This window comes from Dysgonomonas sp. Shenzhen-Wh21 (assembly GCF_043392705.1).
In the GTDB taxonomy this organism is placed as follows: Bacteria; Bacteroidota; Bacteroidia; order Bacteroidales; family Dysgonomonadaceae; genus Dysgonomonas.
On sequence record NZ_JAIXHZ010000160.1, the window covers coordinates 20,128 to 37,806 of the forward strand.

15 protein-coding genes are annotated in these 17,679 nt (G+C 38.1%); 5 read left to right on the forward strand and 10 right to left on the reverse strand.

What is annotated here, in order from left to right; genetic code table 11:
* Positions 1–11 precede the first annotated feature (11 nt).
* From LDB17_RS11315 to LDB17_RS11340, 6 genes are all read right to left on the reverse strand, one after another.
* Positions 12–1,253 carry a 3-deoxy-D-manno-octulosonic acid transferase gene (locus tag LDB17_RS11315; RefSeq protein ID WP_252637778.1) on the reverse strand — a complete coding sequence of 414 codons (1,242 nt, stop codon included), beginning with the start codon at positions 1,251–1,253 and terminating at the stop codon, positions 12–14.
* Positions 1,254–1,260: 7 nt separating this feature from the next.
* Positions 1,261–2,775 carry a glutamate--tRNA ligase gene (gene gltX / locus LDB17_RS11320; RefSeq protein WP_252637779.1) on the reverse strand — a complete coding sequence of 505 codons (1,515 nt, stop codon included), beginning with the start codon at positions 2,773–2,775 and terminating at the stop codon, positions 1,261–1,263.
* A 148-nt stretch (positions 2,776–2,923) separates the two neighbouring features.
* Positions 2,924–3,616: a GIN domain-containing protein gene (locus tag LDB17_RS11325; RefSeq protein WP_252637780.1), complete on the reverse strand. Its 693-nt coding sequence runs from the start codon at positions 3,614–3,616 to the stop codon at positions 2,924–2,926.
* 13 nt (positions 3,617–3,629) lie between these two features.
* Entirely contained in the window at positions 3,630–4,934 is a 1,305-nt protein-coding gene (locus tag LDB17_RS11330) for a DUF4097 family beta strand repeat-containing protein (RefSeq protein ID WP_252637781.1), read from the reverse strand.
* Between the two features lie 12 nt (positions 4,935–4,946).
* Positions 4,947–5,492, reverse strand: a complete 546-nt coding sequence (locus LDB17_RS11335) for a hypothetical protein (protein ID WP_252637782.1) — start codon at positions 5,490–5,492, stop codon at positions 4,947–4,949.
* A 15-nt stretch (positions 5,493–5,507) separates the two neighbouring features.
* Positions 5,508–6,038, reverse strand: coding sequence for an RNA polymerase sigma factor (locus tag LDB17_RS11340; protein WP_006841683.1), 531 nt, complete (start codon positions 6,036–6,038; stop codon positions 5,508–5,510).
* A gap of 445 nt (positions 6,039–6,483) precedes the next feature.
* On the opposite strand from LDB17_RS11340, the gene LDB17_RS11345 reads away from it, so the two are divergent.
* The 3 genes from LDB17_RS11345 to LDB17_RS11355 are packed head-to-tail and all read left to right on the forward strand — an operon-like array spanning position 6,484 to position 9,547.
* Positions 6,484–7,560, forward strand: coding sequence for a DUF4831 family protein (locus LDB17_RS11345; RefSeq protein WP_252637783.1), 1,077 nt, complete (start codon positions 6,484–6,486; stop codon positions 7,558–7,560).
* Position 7,561: 1 nt separating this feature from the next.
* Positions 7,562–8,029 (forward strand): CYTH domain-containing protein, encoded by a 468-nt coding sequence (locus LDB17_RS11350; protein ID WP_252637784.1) that lies wholly within the window; start codon positions 7,562–7,564, stop codon positions 8,027–8,029.
* A gap of 54 nt (positions 8,030–8,083) precedes the next feature.
* A complete protein-coding gene (locus LDB17_RS11355; RefSeq protein WP_252637785.1) occupies positions 8,084–9,547 on the forward strand; it encodes a hypothetical protein in 1,464 nt (487 codons plus the stop codon).
* A gap of 4 nt (positions 9,548–9,551) precedes the next feature.
* Here LDB17_RS11355 and LDB17_RS11360 read toward each other — a convergent pair whose 3' ends face one another.
* The 4 genes from LDB17_RS11360 to rsfS all read right to left on the reverse strand — a co-directional run bounded on the left by LDB17_RS11360 (position 9,552) and on the right by rsfS (position 13,860).
* Positions 9,552–9,914, reverse strand: coding sequence for a DUF1801 domain-containing protein (locus LDB17_RS11360; RefSeq protein ID WP_252637786.1), 363 nt, complete (start codon positions 9,912–9,914; stop codon positions 9,552–9,554).
* Positions 9,915–10,235: 321 nt separating this feature from the next.
* Positions 10,236–11,078, reverse strand: a complete 843-nt coding sequence (locus LDB17_RS11365) for a phosphatidate cytidylyltransferase (RefSeq protein WP_252637787.1) — start codon at positions 11,076–11,078, stop codon at positions 10,236–10,238.
* 318 nt (positions 11,079–11,396) lie between these two features.
* Entirely contained in the window at positions 11,397–13,418 is a 2,022-nt protein-coding gene (gene ftsH / locus LDB17_RS11370) for an ATP-dependent zinc metalloprotease FtsH (protein ID WP_252637788.1), read from the reverse strand.
* Positions 13,419–13,500: 82 nt separating this feature from the next.
* Complete coding sequence (gene rsfS, locus LDB17_RS11375) at positions 13,501–13,860, reverse strand: ribosome silencing factor (protein ID WP_252637789.1); 360 nt, start codon at positions 13,858–13,860, stop codon at positions 13,501–13,503.
* Between the two features lie 314 nt (positions 13,861–14,174).
* On the opposite strand from rsfS, the gene miaA reads away from it, so the two are divergent.
* Together miaA and LDB17_RS11385 are read left to right on the forward strand one after the other, a co-directional pair.
* On the forward strand, positions 14,175–15,098 hold the full coding sequence (gene miaA / locus LDB17_RS11380; protein WP_252637790.1) for a tRNA (adenosine(37)-N6)-dimethylallyltransferase MiaA: 924 nt from the start codon (positions 14,175–14,177) through the stop codon (positions 15,096–15,098).
* A 268-nt stretch (positions 15,099–15,366) separates the two neighbouring features.
* Entirely contained in the window at positions 15,367–17,679 is a 2,313-nt protein-coding gene (locus LDB17_RS11385; protein WP_252637791.1) for a GH92 family glycosyl hydrolase, read from the forward strand.

The window sequence follows — 17,679 nt, forward strand, 5'->3', positions numbered from 1 at the left end:
AATCGAAGCCTCTAAAGATTGATTACCGCCATTACACGTTTCACAACCCCGGCATTGGAGCGTACATAATTACCGGCATGTAACCCGGCAGCATTCAGCGTTGCCTCATACTGAAGAAACTCATCCATCAAACCACGGAATGCCTGATAATCAGAAATAGAGTAACCTCCTCCACATTCTATCATTTGCTGAGCTTCACGAAACTTTTTAAAATTCGGGCCAAATATCACAGGTAAATCGTAAACCGCAGCTTCTAATATGTTATGTATACCAACACCAAACCCTCCTCCTACGTATGCTACTTGTCCGTAGCTATATATAGACGAAAGGAGTCCGAAATTGTCAATAATCAAACAGTCATAGTCTGCCATCATTCCGGGCGTTGCCTTCGAATAGCGGATATGAGGACGTTGCAGGTTGCTTTCGATGTACTTCAAGTGAGCTTCATCAATCTCGTGCGGAGCTATTATCAATTTAAGGTCTGTAGTCATATTAAAGTATGGGATCAGTATATCCTCATCCTTTGGCCAGGTGCTTCCGGCAACAAATATCTTCTCATTCTCAGACTTGGCTTTCTTCTCGAAAGCCTCGGCTATAGGTAGTTGCTTGGCTTGTTTTTGAATATCCAGTACTCTATCAAAACGGGTATCGCCACAAACTTCAACATTTGTGATACCTATATTTGATAACAGTTTCCGGGAGTTTTCATCCTGCACGCATATACATGTATATTTTTTGAGCAACTTGCGCATATCGCTTCCATACCAGCGGAAAAATATCTGATTGGGACGGAAGATCGCTGAAACCATGTACACCGGAATATTCCTTTTATAAAGCTGATTTACAAAATTGTACCAGAATTCATATTTTATAAATATCGCCATCTTTGGCTGAACAATCTTTAAGAAACGCTTTACGTTCCGTTTCTTATCAAAAGGCAAATAGCAAACCACATCTGCCAGCGGATAATCTTTCCTTACTTCGTAGCCCGAAGGAGAAAAAAATGTAAGCAATATCTTATATTCAGGATGTGTTCTTTTCAGCTCTTCCATAATCGGACGACCTTGTTCAAACTCGCCTAAAGAAGCTGCATGAAACCAAATATATTCAGCATTTGCATCTATGTTCTGCCTCAATATCCGATAAGTTTGCTTGTGCCCTACAATCATCTTTCTGGCTTTCTTGTGGAAAGGAGAAATAAGACGGACAATCAACGCATATAGATATATAGCAAAATTGTAAAAAAACAGCATCTTCTTGTTATTTAATATTTAAGATTGCCTTTTCAAGTCGGGCTATTGTTTCTTCTTTTCCAATAGTTGCCGTAATATCAAACATATGAGGGCCTTTCGACTCCCCTACAACAGCCAGACGGAATGCATTCATTATATTGCCGAGATGATAGCCTTTCGATTCAATCCAGCCTTTCACTATTTCTTCCTGATTGTGAGAAGAGAAGTCTTCAATTCCTTTCAGAACTTCTGCCAACTCGCTCAATTGAGACGGCGACTCTTCTTTCCAACGTTTCTTGACAACCTTCTCATCATAGGTAGTTGGAGCCACAAAGAAGAAAGAAGCCTGATCCCACAATTCTTTTACGAAACTTACTCGTTCTTTTACCAGACCGACAACTGTTTCTATATATTGTAACGGACATTCTATTCCTTTATCTTGCAGTATAGGATAAAAAATTGCGGCTATCTCGCTATTTGGTCTTAATTGGATGTATTGGTGGTTGAACCATTTCCCTTTTTCGTAATCGAATTTGGCTCCGCTCTTACTACATTTATCCAATGCAAAAAGTTGAATAAGTTCTTCCATCGACATTATTTCCTGATCATTACCCGGATTCCATCCCAGAAGAGCAAGGAAATTGATTACAGCTTCGGGCAGGTAGCCGCTTTCACGGTAGCCTGACGAAATCTCACCACTCTGCGGGTCTTTCCATTCTAATGGAAAAACAGGAAAGCCTAGGCGGTCGCCATCACGCTTGCTCAATTTTCCATTTCCTTCGGGCTTCAGCAAAAGCGGAAGGTGAGCAAATTGAGGCATAGAATCTTCCCAGCCAAAAGCCTTATACAATAACACATGCAAAGGAGCTGAAGGAAGCCATTCTTCACCACGGATAACGTGTGTTATCTCCATCAGGTGATCGTCTACGATATTCGCCAAATGATATGTAGGCAAATGATCTGCCGATTTATAAAGAACTTTATCATCGAGTACCGATGAGTTATATTTTACTTCGCCACGAATAACGTCATTGACCAACACTTCTTGCCCTGCTTCGATCTTGAATCGGACTACGTACTGATTGCCGGCATCTATGAGTGACTGTACTTCTTCTTGAGAGAGGGTCAACGAGTTTCGCATCTCTCCTCGTGTAGAAGCATCGTACTGAAAGTTACTCACAGCCTCACGCTTAGCCGTCAGTTCCTCGGGAGTATCAAACGCAATATAAGCTGATCCTTTTTGGATAAGTATATCTACATATTTTTTATAAATCTCTTTTCTCTCCGATTGCCGATATGGAGCATGAGTACCTCCAATATGTGTACCTTCATCAAACTTTAAGCCCAACCATGTGAGAGCTTCGATGATATATTCTTCTGCACCCGGCACAAAACGTTGCGAATCGGTATCTTCTATACGAAGGATAAAATCTCCGTTATTTTTTTTTGCAAAGAGATAATTATATAATGCCGTACGTACCCCGCCAATGTGAAGTGGTCCGGTCGGGCTCGGTGCAAAACGCACCCTAACTTTTTGAGACATACTTTATTTTTTTAAAGAGGCTACAAAATTATACAAAATATTGCAATATAGTAAGAATAGTGGCAGAAGAAATAAAAACAATGCCAGAGATGAAAATAAAAAAAGCCGGAAATTTGATTTCCGGCCGTATATATTCACTCAATTACGATTATCTTCTTTGAATACGTCCTCTACCTGTGGTATTTGCCTGAATGTCTTTATATTTAAGATTTACAATATCTACATTGGCATTTCCCGAGCTAATAACCGAAATACTCTCAACTGATCCTGTCAACACAATATTAGAGCCTCCGCTTACCGCCACACTTGCAGTCCTCGCACTCTTTATATCCAAAGACGAAGTACTTCCACCGGAGGAGGCAATATTTAACGTTTCTGACCTCACTTCATTTATATTATAACGAGAGCCACCCGAGACTGCAATATTAGATACCCTCGATTCCAGTCTCTTTATATCAAAACTGGAACCTCCTGAAGCTGCAATAGATATTCCTGTCTTATTTTTGAGTTCGTCGGTAGAAAACTTTGATCCTCCCGAAAGTGCTATGGATTCTATATTGTTTGCTGTAAGATATACTTTCACTCTCTTATTGCTTTTACCTTTTCTATTTACTTTCAAAATGCCATTTTCCACATATACATTTATAGGCTCCGGGCTATCTATCTGAGCAGTATAGCTTCTTCCGTAAGAGAAATAAACCTCAATACCCGACTTAACTTCAATACCGCTATACGGACTCAGATTTATTTTTTCAACATGTGAGGTTTTAGACGATCCGCACGAGACAAACAATACGATGATACTTAATATAGAGATACCGATAAATTTCATAATATTCATTTCTAGTTTAGTTTTATTTTATTTTTACATCTGCATAATTGCTCGATACGGTAATGGTAGCTGTTGGTCTTTTAGTTCCTATCTGCCCTTTTTTAATAACTGTAGTCGAGGTTTCGGTTTGCTCTGTGTATTTCACCGTATATTTTTTCGCCACAGCCAAATCTCCTTGCACCAGTACAACATTAAATGAAGCTCCTACGTTATCGGGAACGCTTAATACCACATCAGAGTAATTACCTTTTACATTGATATTTGTATTTGGAGATATTGAATTAACCTTTACATCAGAATAGTTGCAAATTACATTCATTCTGGAGCGGAGATTATCAATCGATATGTCGGCATAATTAAACTTACCATCCATCTCTCCCAACGAGCCTATTTTAAAATCGCCCGAAGTAGAAGACAACTGAGCCGAGATCGTTTGTACATCATTCAATACAAAATCACTATAAGCTCCCGACAAGTCTAATCTATTCGCCTTATCTATCTTTACTTTCGAATAAGATGTCGACAAAACGGCATCCTGCAATTTGCTTATCGTTACTTTTCCATACTTATCCTTAATGGTTGGTCTGGCTCCCGAAAAGCTTTCTGCATCGAAGGTGCTATAAGACAGATTGGCTGAAAAAGGTGCATTAAACTCATTCATTTTCAATCTGCCATATTTTAGATCTACATTAAGTTTAACATTGCGTGGAATACTTATCACTAAGTCGATTTGATTTACACTGGAACCAAGACTAGCTATAGCCAACACTCCTTTATCCTCTGAAATTCTAACAGGATTTCTCTGATTAAGTTTGTTAAAATATTGAATTTCTAACTCTACATTCTTCGATCGGGATTCCCTTACAAATATATTCCCATATTTATGAGAGATATCGATTTCTGAAATATTAGAGTACGTTTTAGTCTCAACTCGATCGGGAGTTTTGCCTTTCTGATTATTTGAAAAGACACTCAAATTATCATTATTGGATCTGGACTTCAGATTTTTACCCAATTCCGACAATCTTTCTTTATTCACTTTCAAGTTTTTCTCCAATTCCTTGAGGTTTTTGACACCGGATTTTTCAAAATCTTCCTTCCATGCCAACCACTGGGCAGTATCAAAGTCGAAGTCAAACTTATAATCAAAATTAAGGGCATCGAAGTCCAAATCCATATCCGGAATCTCTATGTTCGGAATTTCTATATTAAATCTTCCTTTTCCATTAATAGAGTCTTGAGGCAGATCACCCTTTATCTTTTCCGATGCTCCTAATTGAATTAGAGCAAGGCTGCACAAACCGATAAACAATATATACTTTTTCATCCCTTAATTATATTAGCATTTGGTATATTTTCCTAATTTTTGATCTATATTCTCGAGTACATGGATATTCGTTTTATAGTGCTTCACCAAAAAATGAATAGCCATATCCTTATCTTCATTTTTAGAGATTTCGTTGATAAAATCATTATTCCCATCTACTATTCTCTGTATATCCTTGGTCAGTCGCGCCTGATTTTCGGTATCTGTATATGCCAGTTTACACATTATATCGGCAATCTTAGCTTCCATTTTCTGATTATAATAATCATTTGTTGTTTTAAATTCATCTGTTGCTCCAATGACCTCCGGTGCAGGAATATTGCCTCCTGTATTGTCAGGTGTAGAGAATCTAACAACAACGGCTATTAGTATGGCAATGGATGCCGCCACAGATATGGCACTTATAAACCGTACCCGTTTCACTCGTTTTTCGTTCTTCAAGCTTTCTTCATTCTTACTTTTCAATAGCGCTTCGAATCGCTCCATGTGTCCGAATGATGGTTCTTGGTCGTCAAACAAATCTCTGTTTCTGTCTATTTTTTTTCTTATGTCATTCATACCTTCCCTCCTTTTTTAGACGAGTTCCAATAATTTTTGTTTTGCCCTCATATATTGTATACGCACCGTTCCGGGTGCTATATTCAGAATCTCACTAATCTCTTCGTGGTCATACCCCTCTATAAGATAAAGATTTACAATCAAACGGCTCGACTCCGGCAGCTTCGTTATTGCAGTTTTCACCTGCTCTACACGATCCAATATCTGCTCCCACTCTTCGCTATCATCCGAGTCTACTATATCATAGTTGATATTCTCGTTGAAATCGACAGTTTCCAAGTTTCTTTTCCTCAGCTTGTCAATAGATGTATTAATGCCTATCCTTACAAGCCATGCCTCGAAAGGAACTGAATTTTTATAGTTGTCCAAACTCGAGAACGCTTTCAGAAAGCTCTCTTGCATTGCATCCTCTGCCTCGAGACTATCATACAGAACCCTATAGCATGCATTATAAACTCTCTTATAAAAAGTAGAGTAAATCTGCATCTGAGCCAAATGTTGACCCTTTCTACACTGATCTATAATATTAGAATCGAAGCTTATCATTTAATGTTTTAGGTTACCCTTCTAATAACATCTACGAATCGAAAATAGAAGTGTTACAAAAAAAAGAATTATTTTTCAAGAAAATGATAAATTTAAGAATTAAGCATTCAATAATAATTCAAATACTTCCGTACTTTTATTTTTTCTCATAATTAAAAAGGATTTGTTGCCGCATTGCTCTTATTCATGTTTTTTTAAACACAGAGTAAAAAGAGTTACACAGAGTTTTTTCGCAATAAAAAAAGCATCTCTCTATTTTTTACCAGTTACTTAATTAGAAAAGTGATAAATAAATTTCATATAAAAATAGACTGTATGTAACTCCCACCTACTTACCCTTAATCATTACTCTCCAATAGAAGCTTTAAGGTTTAGATAGTTGTAGGTCGGAAATCCATAAAAAATAATTAGCTTTGTGAGACTAATATTATAAAATAAAGAACGAATGAAGTCTCTAAGCTTATTTCTTTTGCTTGCAATAGGAGCTCTCACATTACCTGCACAGAACACCGTTAAAATGAGTGCAGTGAAAGGAAATGATTATGGTGTGGCGTACTCGTTACCGAAAACCTCTGTTATAGTCACCGTAAACTATACAACGACCACGAAAAAAGCCGGTGAATTTTATCAATATGCCGAGCGATACTTGAGCATAACCAATCCCATAACCGAAAATAGCGTAACCTACACTATCGACAATATAGATGCTACCACAAAAGGAATAGTAGATAAAGACAAGTCTTATCTGGTAGAATTTCGATCGAATACAACTGCACCTTTTGTCACACTGACAAAGGATGGCGTGATATGTGCGATCAACGACGACTATACTTTCCCCAAAGAAGAAGCAATACAAGCTCCGGCTAAAGTGAGTGAAACGACATTAAACCCGCGAAGCTTCCTCTCCGAAGAGATTCTACGTGCAGGTTCTACAGCAAAACAAGCCGAACTGATCGCAAAACAAATCTACCGATTGCGTGAAAGCCGCACAAATATAATTACAGGCGAAGCAGACAATATGCCTCCTGATGGCAACGCTTACAAACTGGTAATGACTCAACTTGATGAACAAGAAAAGGCACTCACCGCAATGTTTGCAGGAACTGAAACAAAAGAAACAGGCACAAGAGAATTTACGATAATCCCCGATACAAAAAATATAGAGAATCGAATCATTTTCAGATTTTCGTCTAAGCTGGGAGTCGTGGATGCCAACGATCTGGCAGGAGCACCGGTATATTTGTCTCTCAAAAACAAAGACCCGAGAGAAGAACAAATACTGACACCTAAAGAACAAAAAGAGCTGGAGAAGAAATTCTCTGCCGGAATCATATACAATATCCCGAACAAAGCCAGCTTGCAAATAACATACAACAGCAAGGATTATGTAAAAAAAGAATGCGACATCGTTCAATATGGAATTCAGGATGTGCTGACACCGAAAATGTTTGATAACAATAAATTACCAATCAAAGTGATTTTCTATCCTGAGCTGGGAGCTGTAAAACAAATTATCCAGTAATATGGCTTTGGAGATTGAACGTAAGTTTCTGGTCGAAGGAAACTACAAAGAATATGCCTATGCACACGAAGAGATTGTGCAAGGATATCTTTCTTCGGTAAAGGAACGCACGGTAAGAGTGCGGATAAAAGGGGAAAAAGCATACATCACAATCAAAGGGATAAGCAACGAATCAGGCATTTCGCGCTTTGAGTGGGAAAAAGAAATTTCGATAAAGGATGCCCGGGAATTACTAAAATTGTGCGAACCGGGAATTATAGATAAAATCCGGTATTATATAAAGAGCGGCAGGCATACCTTCGAAGTAGATGAATTCAACGGTGAAAACCAAGGTCTTGTTATGGCTGAGATCGAGCTCTCTTCAGAAAACGAACAGTTTGAAAAGCCCAACTGGCTTAGAGAAGAAGTAACAGGCGATCTCCGCTACTATAATTCTTCTCTGACAAAACTTCCTTATTCTAAATGGTGATTGTAAGCTTTTCTTCTTAAATTCGAATTATATTTAGCAAAAGGAGGAGAAAGTATGATAGATACAGAAGTAAAAGTTCACGATAATTTCGCCTTAGAATTCAAAATTGGTTTTATAACAGACCAACACCAAAAGGATATAAATGAATTCAGGATCAATACGTGGATATTCCTCCCTAACAGCCTAGACATCAATAGGTCTACATATAAGAAAGATGACTTTTACAGAGATGTAAAAAATAACCTTCGCCTGATTACCCCCGTTTATTCTCTCGAAGAAATACTAAAGGCAGGACGTGGCCCTCTTCCCCGCTTACAGAAAGCATTGGATGATCTGGCTGTAGACCCGAACAATGAAGATCTTACAGAAAGTTTTTCTTACCAAATAAAGATGTTCGTCTGCATCGTAAAAAGTGCATTGCGGCGACATGTACAGATTATCGGAAGCACGGCAACAGACGAAAAAATAGTTTCTCACGTAGAGGCTTATATTGCCAACGTGAATGAAATAGCCTTACAGTACAGGGAAAAGTGGGAAGAACTTTCTAATCCCGAAATGACAAAGCAACAGCGGGAGTTGTTTCTATTCGGAGATGACTTTCTGGGTAATATCATAGAACAATATGCCTTTCAGATTATGAAAATACTAAAAGGCAAACCGATATTCGAGACAATCAAAGAAAAGCTATACACCTTAATTGAAAGGGAAAAAGCCCATAAAAAGAAAAGAGGGTTTATGCTACTTGAGAAAGGACAGGAAAAACACAATAGTTTAGTAATCACGCAACGGAATATTCTGAAAAAATTCGTTGAAAGCGACCTGTTCTTACAGATTATCAGAAAGAAAGACGGGCTTTTTGCCCAACAGCTATACTACAGTGTTGCAGCGGGAATCGCTATGATATTTGCTACGATGGTATCTTTCTTCGCCACACTGCGTTTTGGAAATTTCACTACCGACCTTTTTGTAATCCTTGTCTTTAGTTATATGTTCAAAGATAGGATCAAAGATATGATGCGCTACTATTTTTCGTCTAAGCTGGGTAAAAAATACTTTGACTCTAAACTAAAGCTGAGTATACGTAAGCAAGAGATTGGTTGGATAAAAGAGGCATTCGATTTTATAGAGGAAAATAAGTTGCCGGATGAAGTACGAAATATTAGAGCGAGAACCCCATTGGTAGAAGCAGAAAACCAGGTGTATGATGAAAAAATAATTTTATATCGAAAATGGGTAAACCTATCAAAGGATGAGATAGAAAAATACAAAGAGTATCGCCTCTCGGGAATTAATGATATTACCCGTTTCCACTTGATAAATTTCACACATAAGATGGATAATCCATTTATCCCACTCTACTTATCAGATGCAGAGAACGGATATGAAACGATAGAAGGAAATAAGGTATATTCATTGTACTTTATTATACAATGTAAATCCGACGAGGATGAATATTATAAAAAATATAGGGTATTATTTGACCGCAACGGAATAAATGACGTAAGCGAGCTGAATTGATCCTTCACTTTATCTTACCACTCGTATAAAGCTCCAAAGCATCATTCAAAAACTCTTTTATTACCTCAAGAGGTAAATCTTGATTTGGATCAACTCTGAATATTTTCATCCGAGATCTGCTACCCGCTTCCAATTGGGGATGGTTCAGGTATTTTCCTTCAACGAAGAGGATATATGGTTCATCTGTCTTTTTGTCAACCCAAAGATAACATAGAATTTTCGTCTTATAACAGAAGCAAGGCATTCCCCACTTCTGTGTTTCGGAAATACACTCGTCTTGGGTTAATATGATACTTCGCAATGCCAGCAAGCAGCTTTTTTGAGGCTCATCTTTATCCAAATAGAAATTGTAAAGTTCATCAATCATCCTGGTTTTATTAAAAACATGAATATGCTTCCTTTATAATGGACTCGTATGAGGTAATACCTTTACTGTTACAATTCTTTTAATTGTAGCTGTCTAGTTAATAATAGCGAGTCTTAAACCAAAGCTTTTTAAATAAAGTTGACTGATAGGTTTTTACGTCTGTCTTTTTTCTTTTTCTGAATATAGGCATATACCGCAACACTTGAGACCGCAGCAACTAGAGTTATGGCTAATACTTTCTTTGTCATATTATTACGTTTTATTTAAGAACTAGTTAAAGCATAGTAAAGTTAACAACAAAATATCTGAAATCAATATTTTTTAGAAGCAACTTTTAGAATAGTTAATCAAAATCAGGTATAAGAAAACAGCAGGTATAGCCAATATTGTGCTATCGAATCGATCGAGGATACCGCCATGTCCGGGTATCATTCCGCCCGAATCCTTTATACCTAAGGTGCGTTTAATAAGCGATTCGAAAAGGTCGCCCCATGTCCCGAATATGATTGTTATAGCTGCAAATCCTATCCAGCCCAAAGTGGACAGATTTTGATAATAATGAGCAAAAATGAATGAAGACCCGATAGAAACTACAGCCCCTCCGATAAAACCTTCCCACGATTTTTTAGGAGATATACGTTCAAATAAACGATGTTTACCAAAAGCCATTCCTGTGAGATAAGCGAATGAATCATTTACCCAAATAAACACCAATAAAGCTAAGACATATACATAGTGATAGCTTCCCGGAGTGTAGGCAAAAACCAGATAATTAGTGAGGGAAAAAGGCACGGCTATATAAAATTGCCCCAACAAAGAATATGCGATAGAGCGTATAGGGTCGGGACGCTTAAGATACAATTCACCAACAAATAAAACTAAGATGTAGATACAATAAGGTACAAAAGTTACAACAGAAGCATCGACTGTATAATAATAAAAACTACCGATAAAAAGGGAAAAACCTCCAAGCACATTCCATACCCGGGTGAGGGGAACCTTTGCTCCTTTTTCGATCAATCCATAAAACTCATATAACGACAATACAGTTATGAGAGAGAATATAATACAAAAAGTATATTCATTTATAAGGATACCACCTAGTAACAGCCCTACAAATACGGCTCCGGCAATAATACGAACGGCAATGTTAGGTAATCTCAAAATAATAAAGTTTTATTAGTTTGAGGCAAAAGTAGTAAAAATAAGAATATCATGTTTCCCTATTACAGAGGATATTCAGCTAATTCGTCATTCTCAGGTAAATAAATCAGCAATCGTTGACTTATTTTTGCAAATACACTCGCAATAACAAGTGTTGTTAGTTTTGCATATCGTATCAGTTTTTGTAGTTGTGTAAGTTATGTACCTTAAGTCCTAAATATAAAAGAAAGGATGTTGGATTTAACAACATCCTTTCTTTTACTAAAGTATATTTTTAAATTGATATACTTGTAAACATTTATAAATTAAGACAATGAATTATTCCGACTGATCCTCTTCCGAAATAACTCCGGGGACATCTTCGTTCTTCTTTATCTCTATTTCTATATTATCAGGCAACTCTTCGGCTTCTTTGTATAATTCTTCCGAACGAGAAACCCATTGACGTTCACCAAATACTTTCTTAAGATCATCAGCAAAAATAACCTCTTCTGTAATCAACAAGTTTGCTAGTTTTCCATGTCCGTCAGCATGTTGAAGGAGCAGTTTCTTCGCACGCTCGTATTGCTCACTGATCATATTCCTAACTTCTGTATCTATCAACAGAGCCGTTTCTTCACTATATGGTTTTGTAAAGCCGTAAGCCTCACCCGATGAGTCATAATAACTCAAATTAGGCATCTTTTCGCTCATACCAAGATATGAAATCATCGCATAAGCCTGCTTCGTTACACGTTCCAAGTCGTTAGCAGCACCCGACGATATATGACCGATAAACACCTCTTCGGCAGCACGACCTCCAAGCAAAGCACACATTTCGTCCAACATTTGCTCTTTGGTAGTGATTTGTCTTTCCTCCGGCAGATACCATGCAGCACCCAAGGCTTTACCTCGAGGAACAATGGTAACCTTTACCAATGGATTTGCATATTGCAAGAACCAGCTTAGCGTAGCATGTCCCGCCTCATGAATTGCGATTGTTTTACGTTCATCTAAGGTTGTTACCTTATTCTTTTTCTCCAACCCACCAATAATACGGTCTACTGCATTCGTAAAATCTTCCTTCTGCACAACCTTCTTCCCTTTACGGGCAGCAATCAGTGCAGCTTCGTTACAAACGTTAGCTATATCAGCACCGGAAAATCCAGGAGTCTGTCTTGACAAGAACTCTACATCAACCGTGTCGTCAATCTTAACAGGGCGGAGATGTACTTTAAATATTTCCTTACGATCGTTCAAATCGGGTAGGTCAACTGTTATCTGACGGTCGAAACGTCCGGCACGCAGTAAGGCTTTATCCAGGATATCAGCACGGTTTGTTGCTGCAAGAATAATAACGCCACTGTTTGTACCAAAACCATCCATTTCAGTCAACAACTGATTTAATGTATTCTCACGCTCATCATTCGAACCCATATTCAGGTTACGACCACGAGCACGTCCAATCGCATCTATTTCATCGATAAATATAATACAAGGCGATTTTTCTTTTGCCTGCTTAAACAAGTCTCTTACACGAGAAGCTCCAACTCCGACAAACATTTCTACAAAATCAGAACCTGACAATGAAAAGAACGGAACATCAGCTTCTCCGGCAACAGCTTTTGCAAGCAATGTTTTACCTGTTCCGGGAGGGCCAACAAGCAACGCTCCTTTTGGTATTTTACCACCAATTTCGGTATAACGGGAAGGATTTTTCAGGAATTCAACGATTTCCTCTATTTCTTCTTTAGCTTCAGACAATCCGGCAACATCTTTGAATGTAACACGAAGATCTGAACCTTTATCATATAATTGAGCTTTGGATTTTCCAACACTGAATACTCCTCCGCCTCCGCTGGAACCTCCGCCCGACATACGACGCATCATATAGATAAACAAACCAAAAATAAGAATCACAGGCAAAAACCCGACAAGGATTTCTAAAGGGTTGGTACTATCTTCGTAGCTGACATCAATATCATATTTATATTCGGCTCTCACTGTTTCATAGAAGTCTGCAAACTTGTCTGCCGAAGGAATACGAACAATAATAGCCGGATTAGTACCTGCCCTGTCGGCTTCGCCTTTAAACACGCTCTTTACAGAATCAGGTCTTACAAAAGCTTTTAAGGTACTGTTTTTCCTGTCTACTATTATTTTGTTGACACTATTATTTTTTACATACCCCTGAAAGTCGGACCAGGGAACTTCTTTCGTTACGGTGTTATCCGAAAAGAAATACATACCTATAATGGCAGCAAATACAATGAGGTATACCCAATAGAGATTGAATGGAATTTTAGGTCCTTTCAGATTTGGTTTTTTGGGGCTATTCTCTCCTTTATTATAATTATCCATATTTTTTCCTCACAATGTGTGATTTAGTTTGTTTTCAAAACTATAACAAGCGTAAATAAGATTTGTTTAAATATGCTTTATCTCAATCAATATCAGGGATTGATTCTAGTTTTGCATCCGCCCACAAATGTTCGATATTATAAAAATCACGCAATTCGGGCACAAATACATGAACAATAACCGTACCATAATCTATACCAACCCAACGGCTTTCACGTAATCCGTCGATCAGTAAAGGGCGTTCTTTTTTCTTTTTCTTGAGGTAATCAACAATTTCTTCTGATATAGCAGATACTTGTATAGGAGTGTTTCCTTCGCAAATCACAAAATATTGACAAATAGTACCCGGTAATTCTGTCATATCGACAATGACGATATTTTTAGCTTTCTTCTCTTGGCATGCAGCCACAATATTGTTTACTAAGCTTTTTCCTTCTTTCATTCGTTAATTTATAGAGTCTCTTTTTTTGTTTTAGCCTACAAATATAAAGTGATTTTTTTAACTTACCACTCATATCTTATAGAAGTACAAATAATTAATTGTGTAAAGATAACTAAGTTCTTAAATTTCTTTCGGGTTTAGAAACCTTAATACCTACTTTAATAAGGATTTTTATCTTTTATTTACATAGAAATAGCTTTTATATGAGAAACAGAATATAAATGCCTGTCAGTTTTGTCATTTTTTGAGACACAAGAAGGAATCAGATATCCTATTATAAGTGAAAATATAAATTTCATTCTAACTTTGTACTTATGAAGAATTATGATCTAATCACCATTATAGGACCAACGGCATCAGGCAAAACAGCATTTGCCTGCCATCTGGCACATACACTCCACACTGAGATCATAAGCGGAGACTCGCGACAGGTATATCGCTCGATGGATATTGGAACAGGAAAAGATCTGTCTGATTATGCAATAAACGGAGAAGAGATACCTTATCATCTGATTGATATTCGGGAAGCCGGCGATAAATATAATATATTCGAGTATCAGCACGATTTTCACAATGTATACACAGATATGAAAATCAGAGGCAAACTCCCTATCCTATGTGGAGGATCGGGGCTCTATGTAGAATCGGTACTTAGAGGATATTCATTGGTAAACGTTTCCGAAAATAAAGAACTCAGATCAAAATATGCAGACTATAGTCTACAAGCACTCACACAAATACTAGAGAGCTATAAAACGTTACATAACAAAACTGATGTCGATACAGCTCAAAGAGCAATAAGAGCAATAGAAATAGAAGAGTACAAAAAGGCTCACCCGTTGGAACAGAACGAATTTCCTCCCCTCAATAGTTTAGTTATAGGCGTAGATATCGACCGTGAATTACGTCGAAAGAAAATATCAGACCGTCTTAAAGCCCGACTCGAGGATGGTATGATAGAAGAAATAAAAGATATTCTCTCTCAAGGAGTAAAAGCTGACGACCTAATTTATTACGGATTGGAATATAAATATGTTACTCTATATGTCCTCGGGCAGTTGAGCTACGAAGATATGTATTCGCAATTGGAAATTGCTATCCATCAGTTTGCAAAAAGACAAATGACATGGTTTAGAGGAATGGAAAAAAGAGGAATACATATCCATTGGATAAACGCAGAATTACCGATGAAAGAAAAGATAGATAAAACGAAGTTGTTAATTAACATGAACGAATAGTCTTTTTTGTTAATATTAATTTAAACCTAAGTACTAATTCCCTTTGTTAATGTATTTTTGAAATGATTATTTTTCAATGCCCGATGAGAATAGAAATTTTAACTGCAAGTTTATTTTTAATATACTTCAACAACCTTTTTAGCATGAGTTTCTCTCGCTTCTCTAAGTGAGTATAAATGTTATTATCTAAACAATGCAGTTCAAGTTTCAAAACAAAACATCTAAATATCACAAAATCATAAAAGCAACTTAAAAACCTCAATCAACAATGAAAAAAAAGAAAATAGGAATTCTATTCCTAGCATTAATTGGCTTTCTGGGGACTATTCAATCTCAGAATTATGAGCCGGTCGACTATGTTAGTCCTTTAGTCGGCACCCAATCGAAGTATTCGTTATCTACGGGTAACACCTATCCGGCTATCGCGATGCCTTGGGGAATGAATTTCTGGATGCCTCAGACCGGCAAAATGGGCGATGGCTGGGCATATACCTACGATGCCGACAAAATTCGCGGCTTCAAACAAACACACCAGCCAAGTCCATGGATCAATGATTATGGTCAATTTTCTATCATGCCGGTAACAGGCAAGCCTGTATTTGATCAGGAAAGACGTGCCAGCTGGTTTTCACACAAGGCGGAAATAGCTAAACCATACTATTATTCGGTTTATCTTGCCGATCACGATGTAGTTACCGAAATGGCTCCTACATCTCGTGCGGTTATGTTTCGTTTTACCTTCCCCGAAGAGCAAAACTCATACGTTGTAGTTGATGCTTTCGACCGTGGGTCTTACGTAAAAATTATTCCTGCCGAAAACAAGATTATAGGTTACACAACACGTAACAGTGGTGGTGTACCTGAAAACTTCAAAAATTACTTTGTAATCGTTTTCGACAAACCATTTACATATACAGCTTCTGTTGCCGGAGGAGTTCTTTCTACCAAAAGTCTGGAAGTTAAAGACAGCCACGCAGGTGGTATTATCGGCTTCTCTACCAAGAGAGGAGAAAAAGTACATGCCCGCATTGCTTCTTCGTTCATCAGCCCTGAACAAGCAGAACAAAATCTGAAAGAATTGGACGGAAAATCATTCGACCAGGTAACTGCGCAAGGACGTGCAGAATGGAACAAAACATTAGGACGTATCGAAGTAGAAGACAATAACATCGATAATCTTCGTACATTCTATTCTTGCCTATACCGCTCGGTATTATTCCCTCGCTCTTTTTATGAGATAAATGCAAAGAACGAAGTGGTACACTACAGCCCTTACAACGGAGAAGTTCTTCCCGGCTATATGTTTACAGACACAGGCTTCTGGGATACCTTCCGTTGCTTGTTCCCATTCCTTAACTTGATGTATCCGGAAATGAACACCAAGATGCAAGAAGGATTAGTGAACACCTACAAAGAAAGCGGATTCTTACCGGAATGGGCAAGTCCCGGTCACCGTGGTTGCATGGTGGGTAACAATTCAGCTTCTGTAGTAGCCGACGCTTACCTGAAAGGACTTCGTGGATACGATGCTGAAACGCTGTGGCAAGCAGTCGTTCACGGAGCAAACGCTGTACATCCTACTGTAAGTTCTACCGGACGTTTAGGCTGGGAACACTACAACAAACTGGGTTACGTACCTTACGATGTGAAGATCAAAGAGAGTGCAGCACGTACACTCGAATATGCATACGACGATTGGTGTATCTATCAGTTCGGTAAGAAGCTGGGTAAACCTGAAAAAGAAATCGAAATCTACGCTAAGCGTGCGATGAACTATAAAAACCTTTTCGATCCTGAACATAAGTTGATGAGAGGAAAGAATGCAGATGGTAAGTTCCAATCTCCTTTCAATCCGTTGAAATGGGGTGATGCTTTCACCGAAGGTAACAGCTGGCACTACACATGGTCGGTATTCCACGATCCTCAAGGATTGATCGACCTGATGGGAGGCAAAGCAGGTTTCAACCGCATGATGGACTCAGTATTCAACGTACCGCCATTATTTGATGACAGCTATTACGGAGGTGTGATTCATGAGATCCGCGAAATGCAGATTATGAACATGGGTAACTATGCTCATGGCAACCAGCCGATCCAACACATGATATATATGTACAACTATTCAGCCGAGCCTTGGAAAGCCCAATACTGGGTACGTGAGGTGATGGATAAATTATATACACCTAATCCTGACGGATATTGCGGTGACGAAGATAACGGTCAGACATCTGCCTGGTATGTATTCTCTGCATTAGGATTCTACCCTGTGTGTCCGGGTTCAGATGAGTATATCCTAGGATCGCCACTATTCAAATCCGTAACTCTAAACCTAGAGAACGGAAAGAAAGTAACAATCAAGGCAGATAACAACAGCAAAGCAAACCGCTATGTGGAGAGCATGACAGTAAATGGACAACCATATACAAAGAACTACGTGACACACGGAGACCTTCTTGGCGGGGCAAACATCAGCTATAAAATGTCTCCTACTGCCAACCAAAACAGAGGAACAAGCGACAGCGACTTGCCATATTCGTTCTCGAAAGAATATAAGGTAACGAATACAAAAAAGAAAAAATAA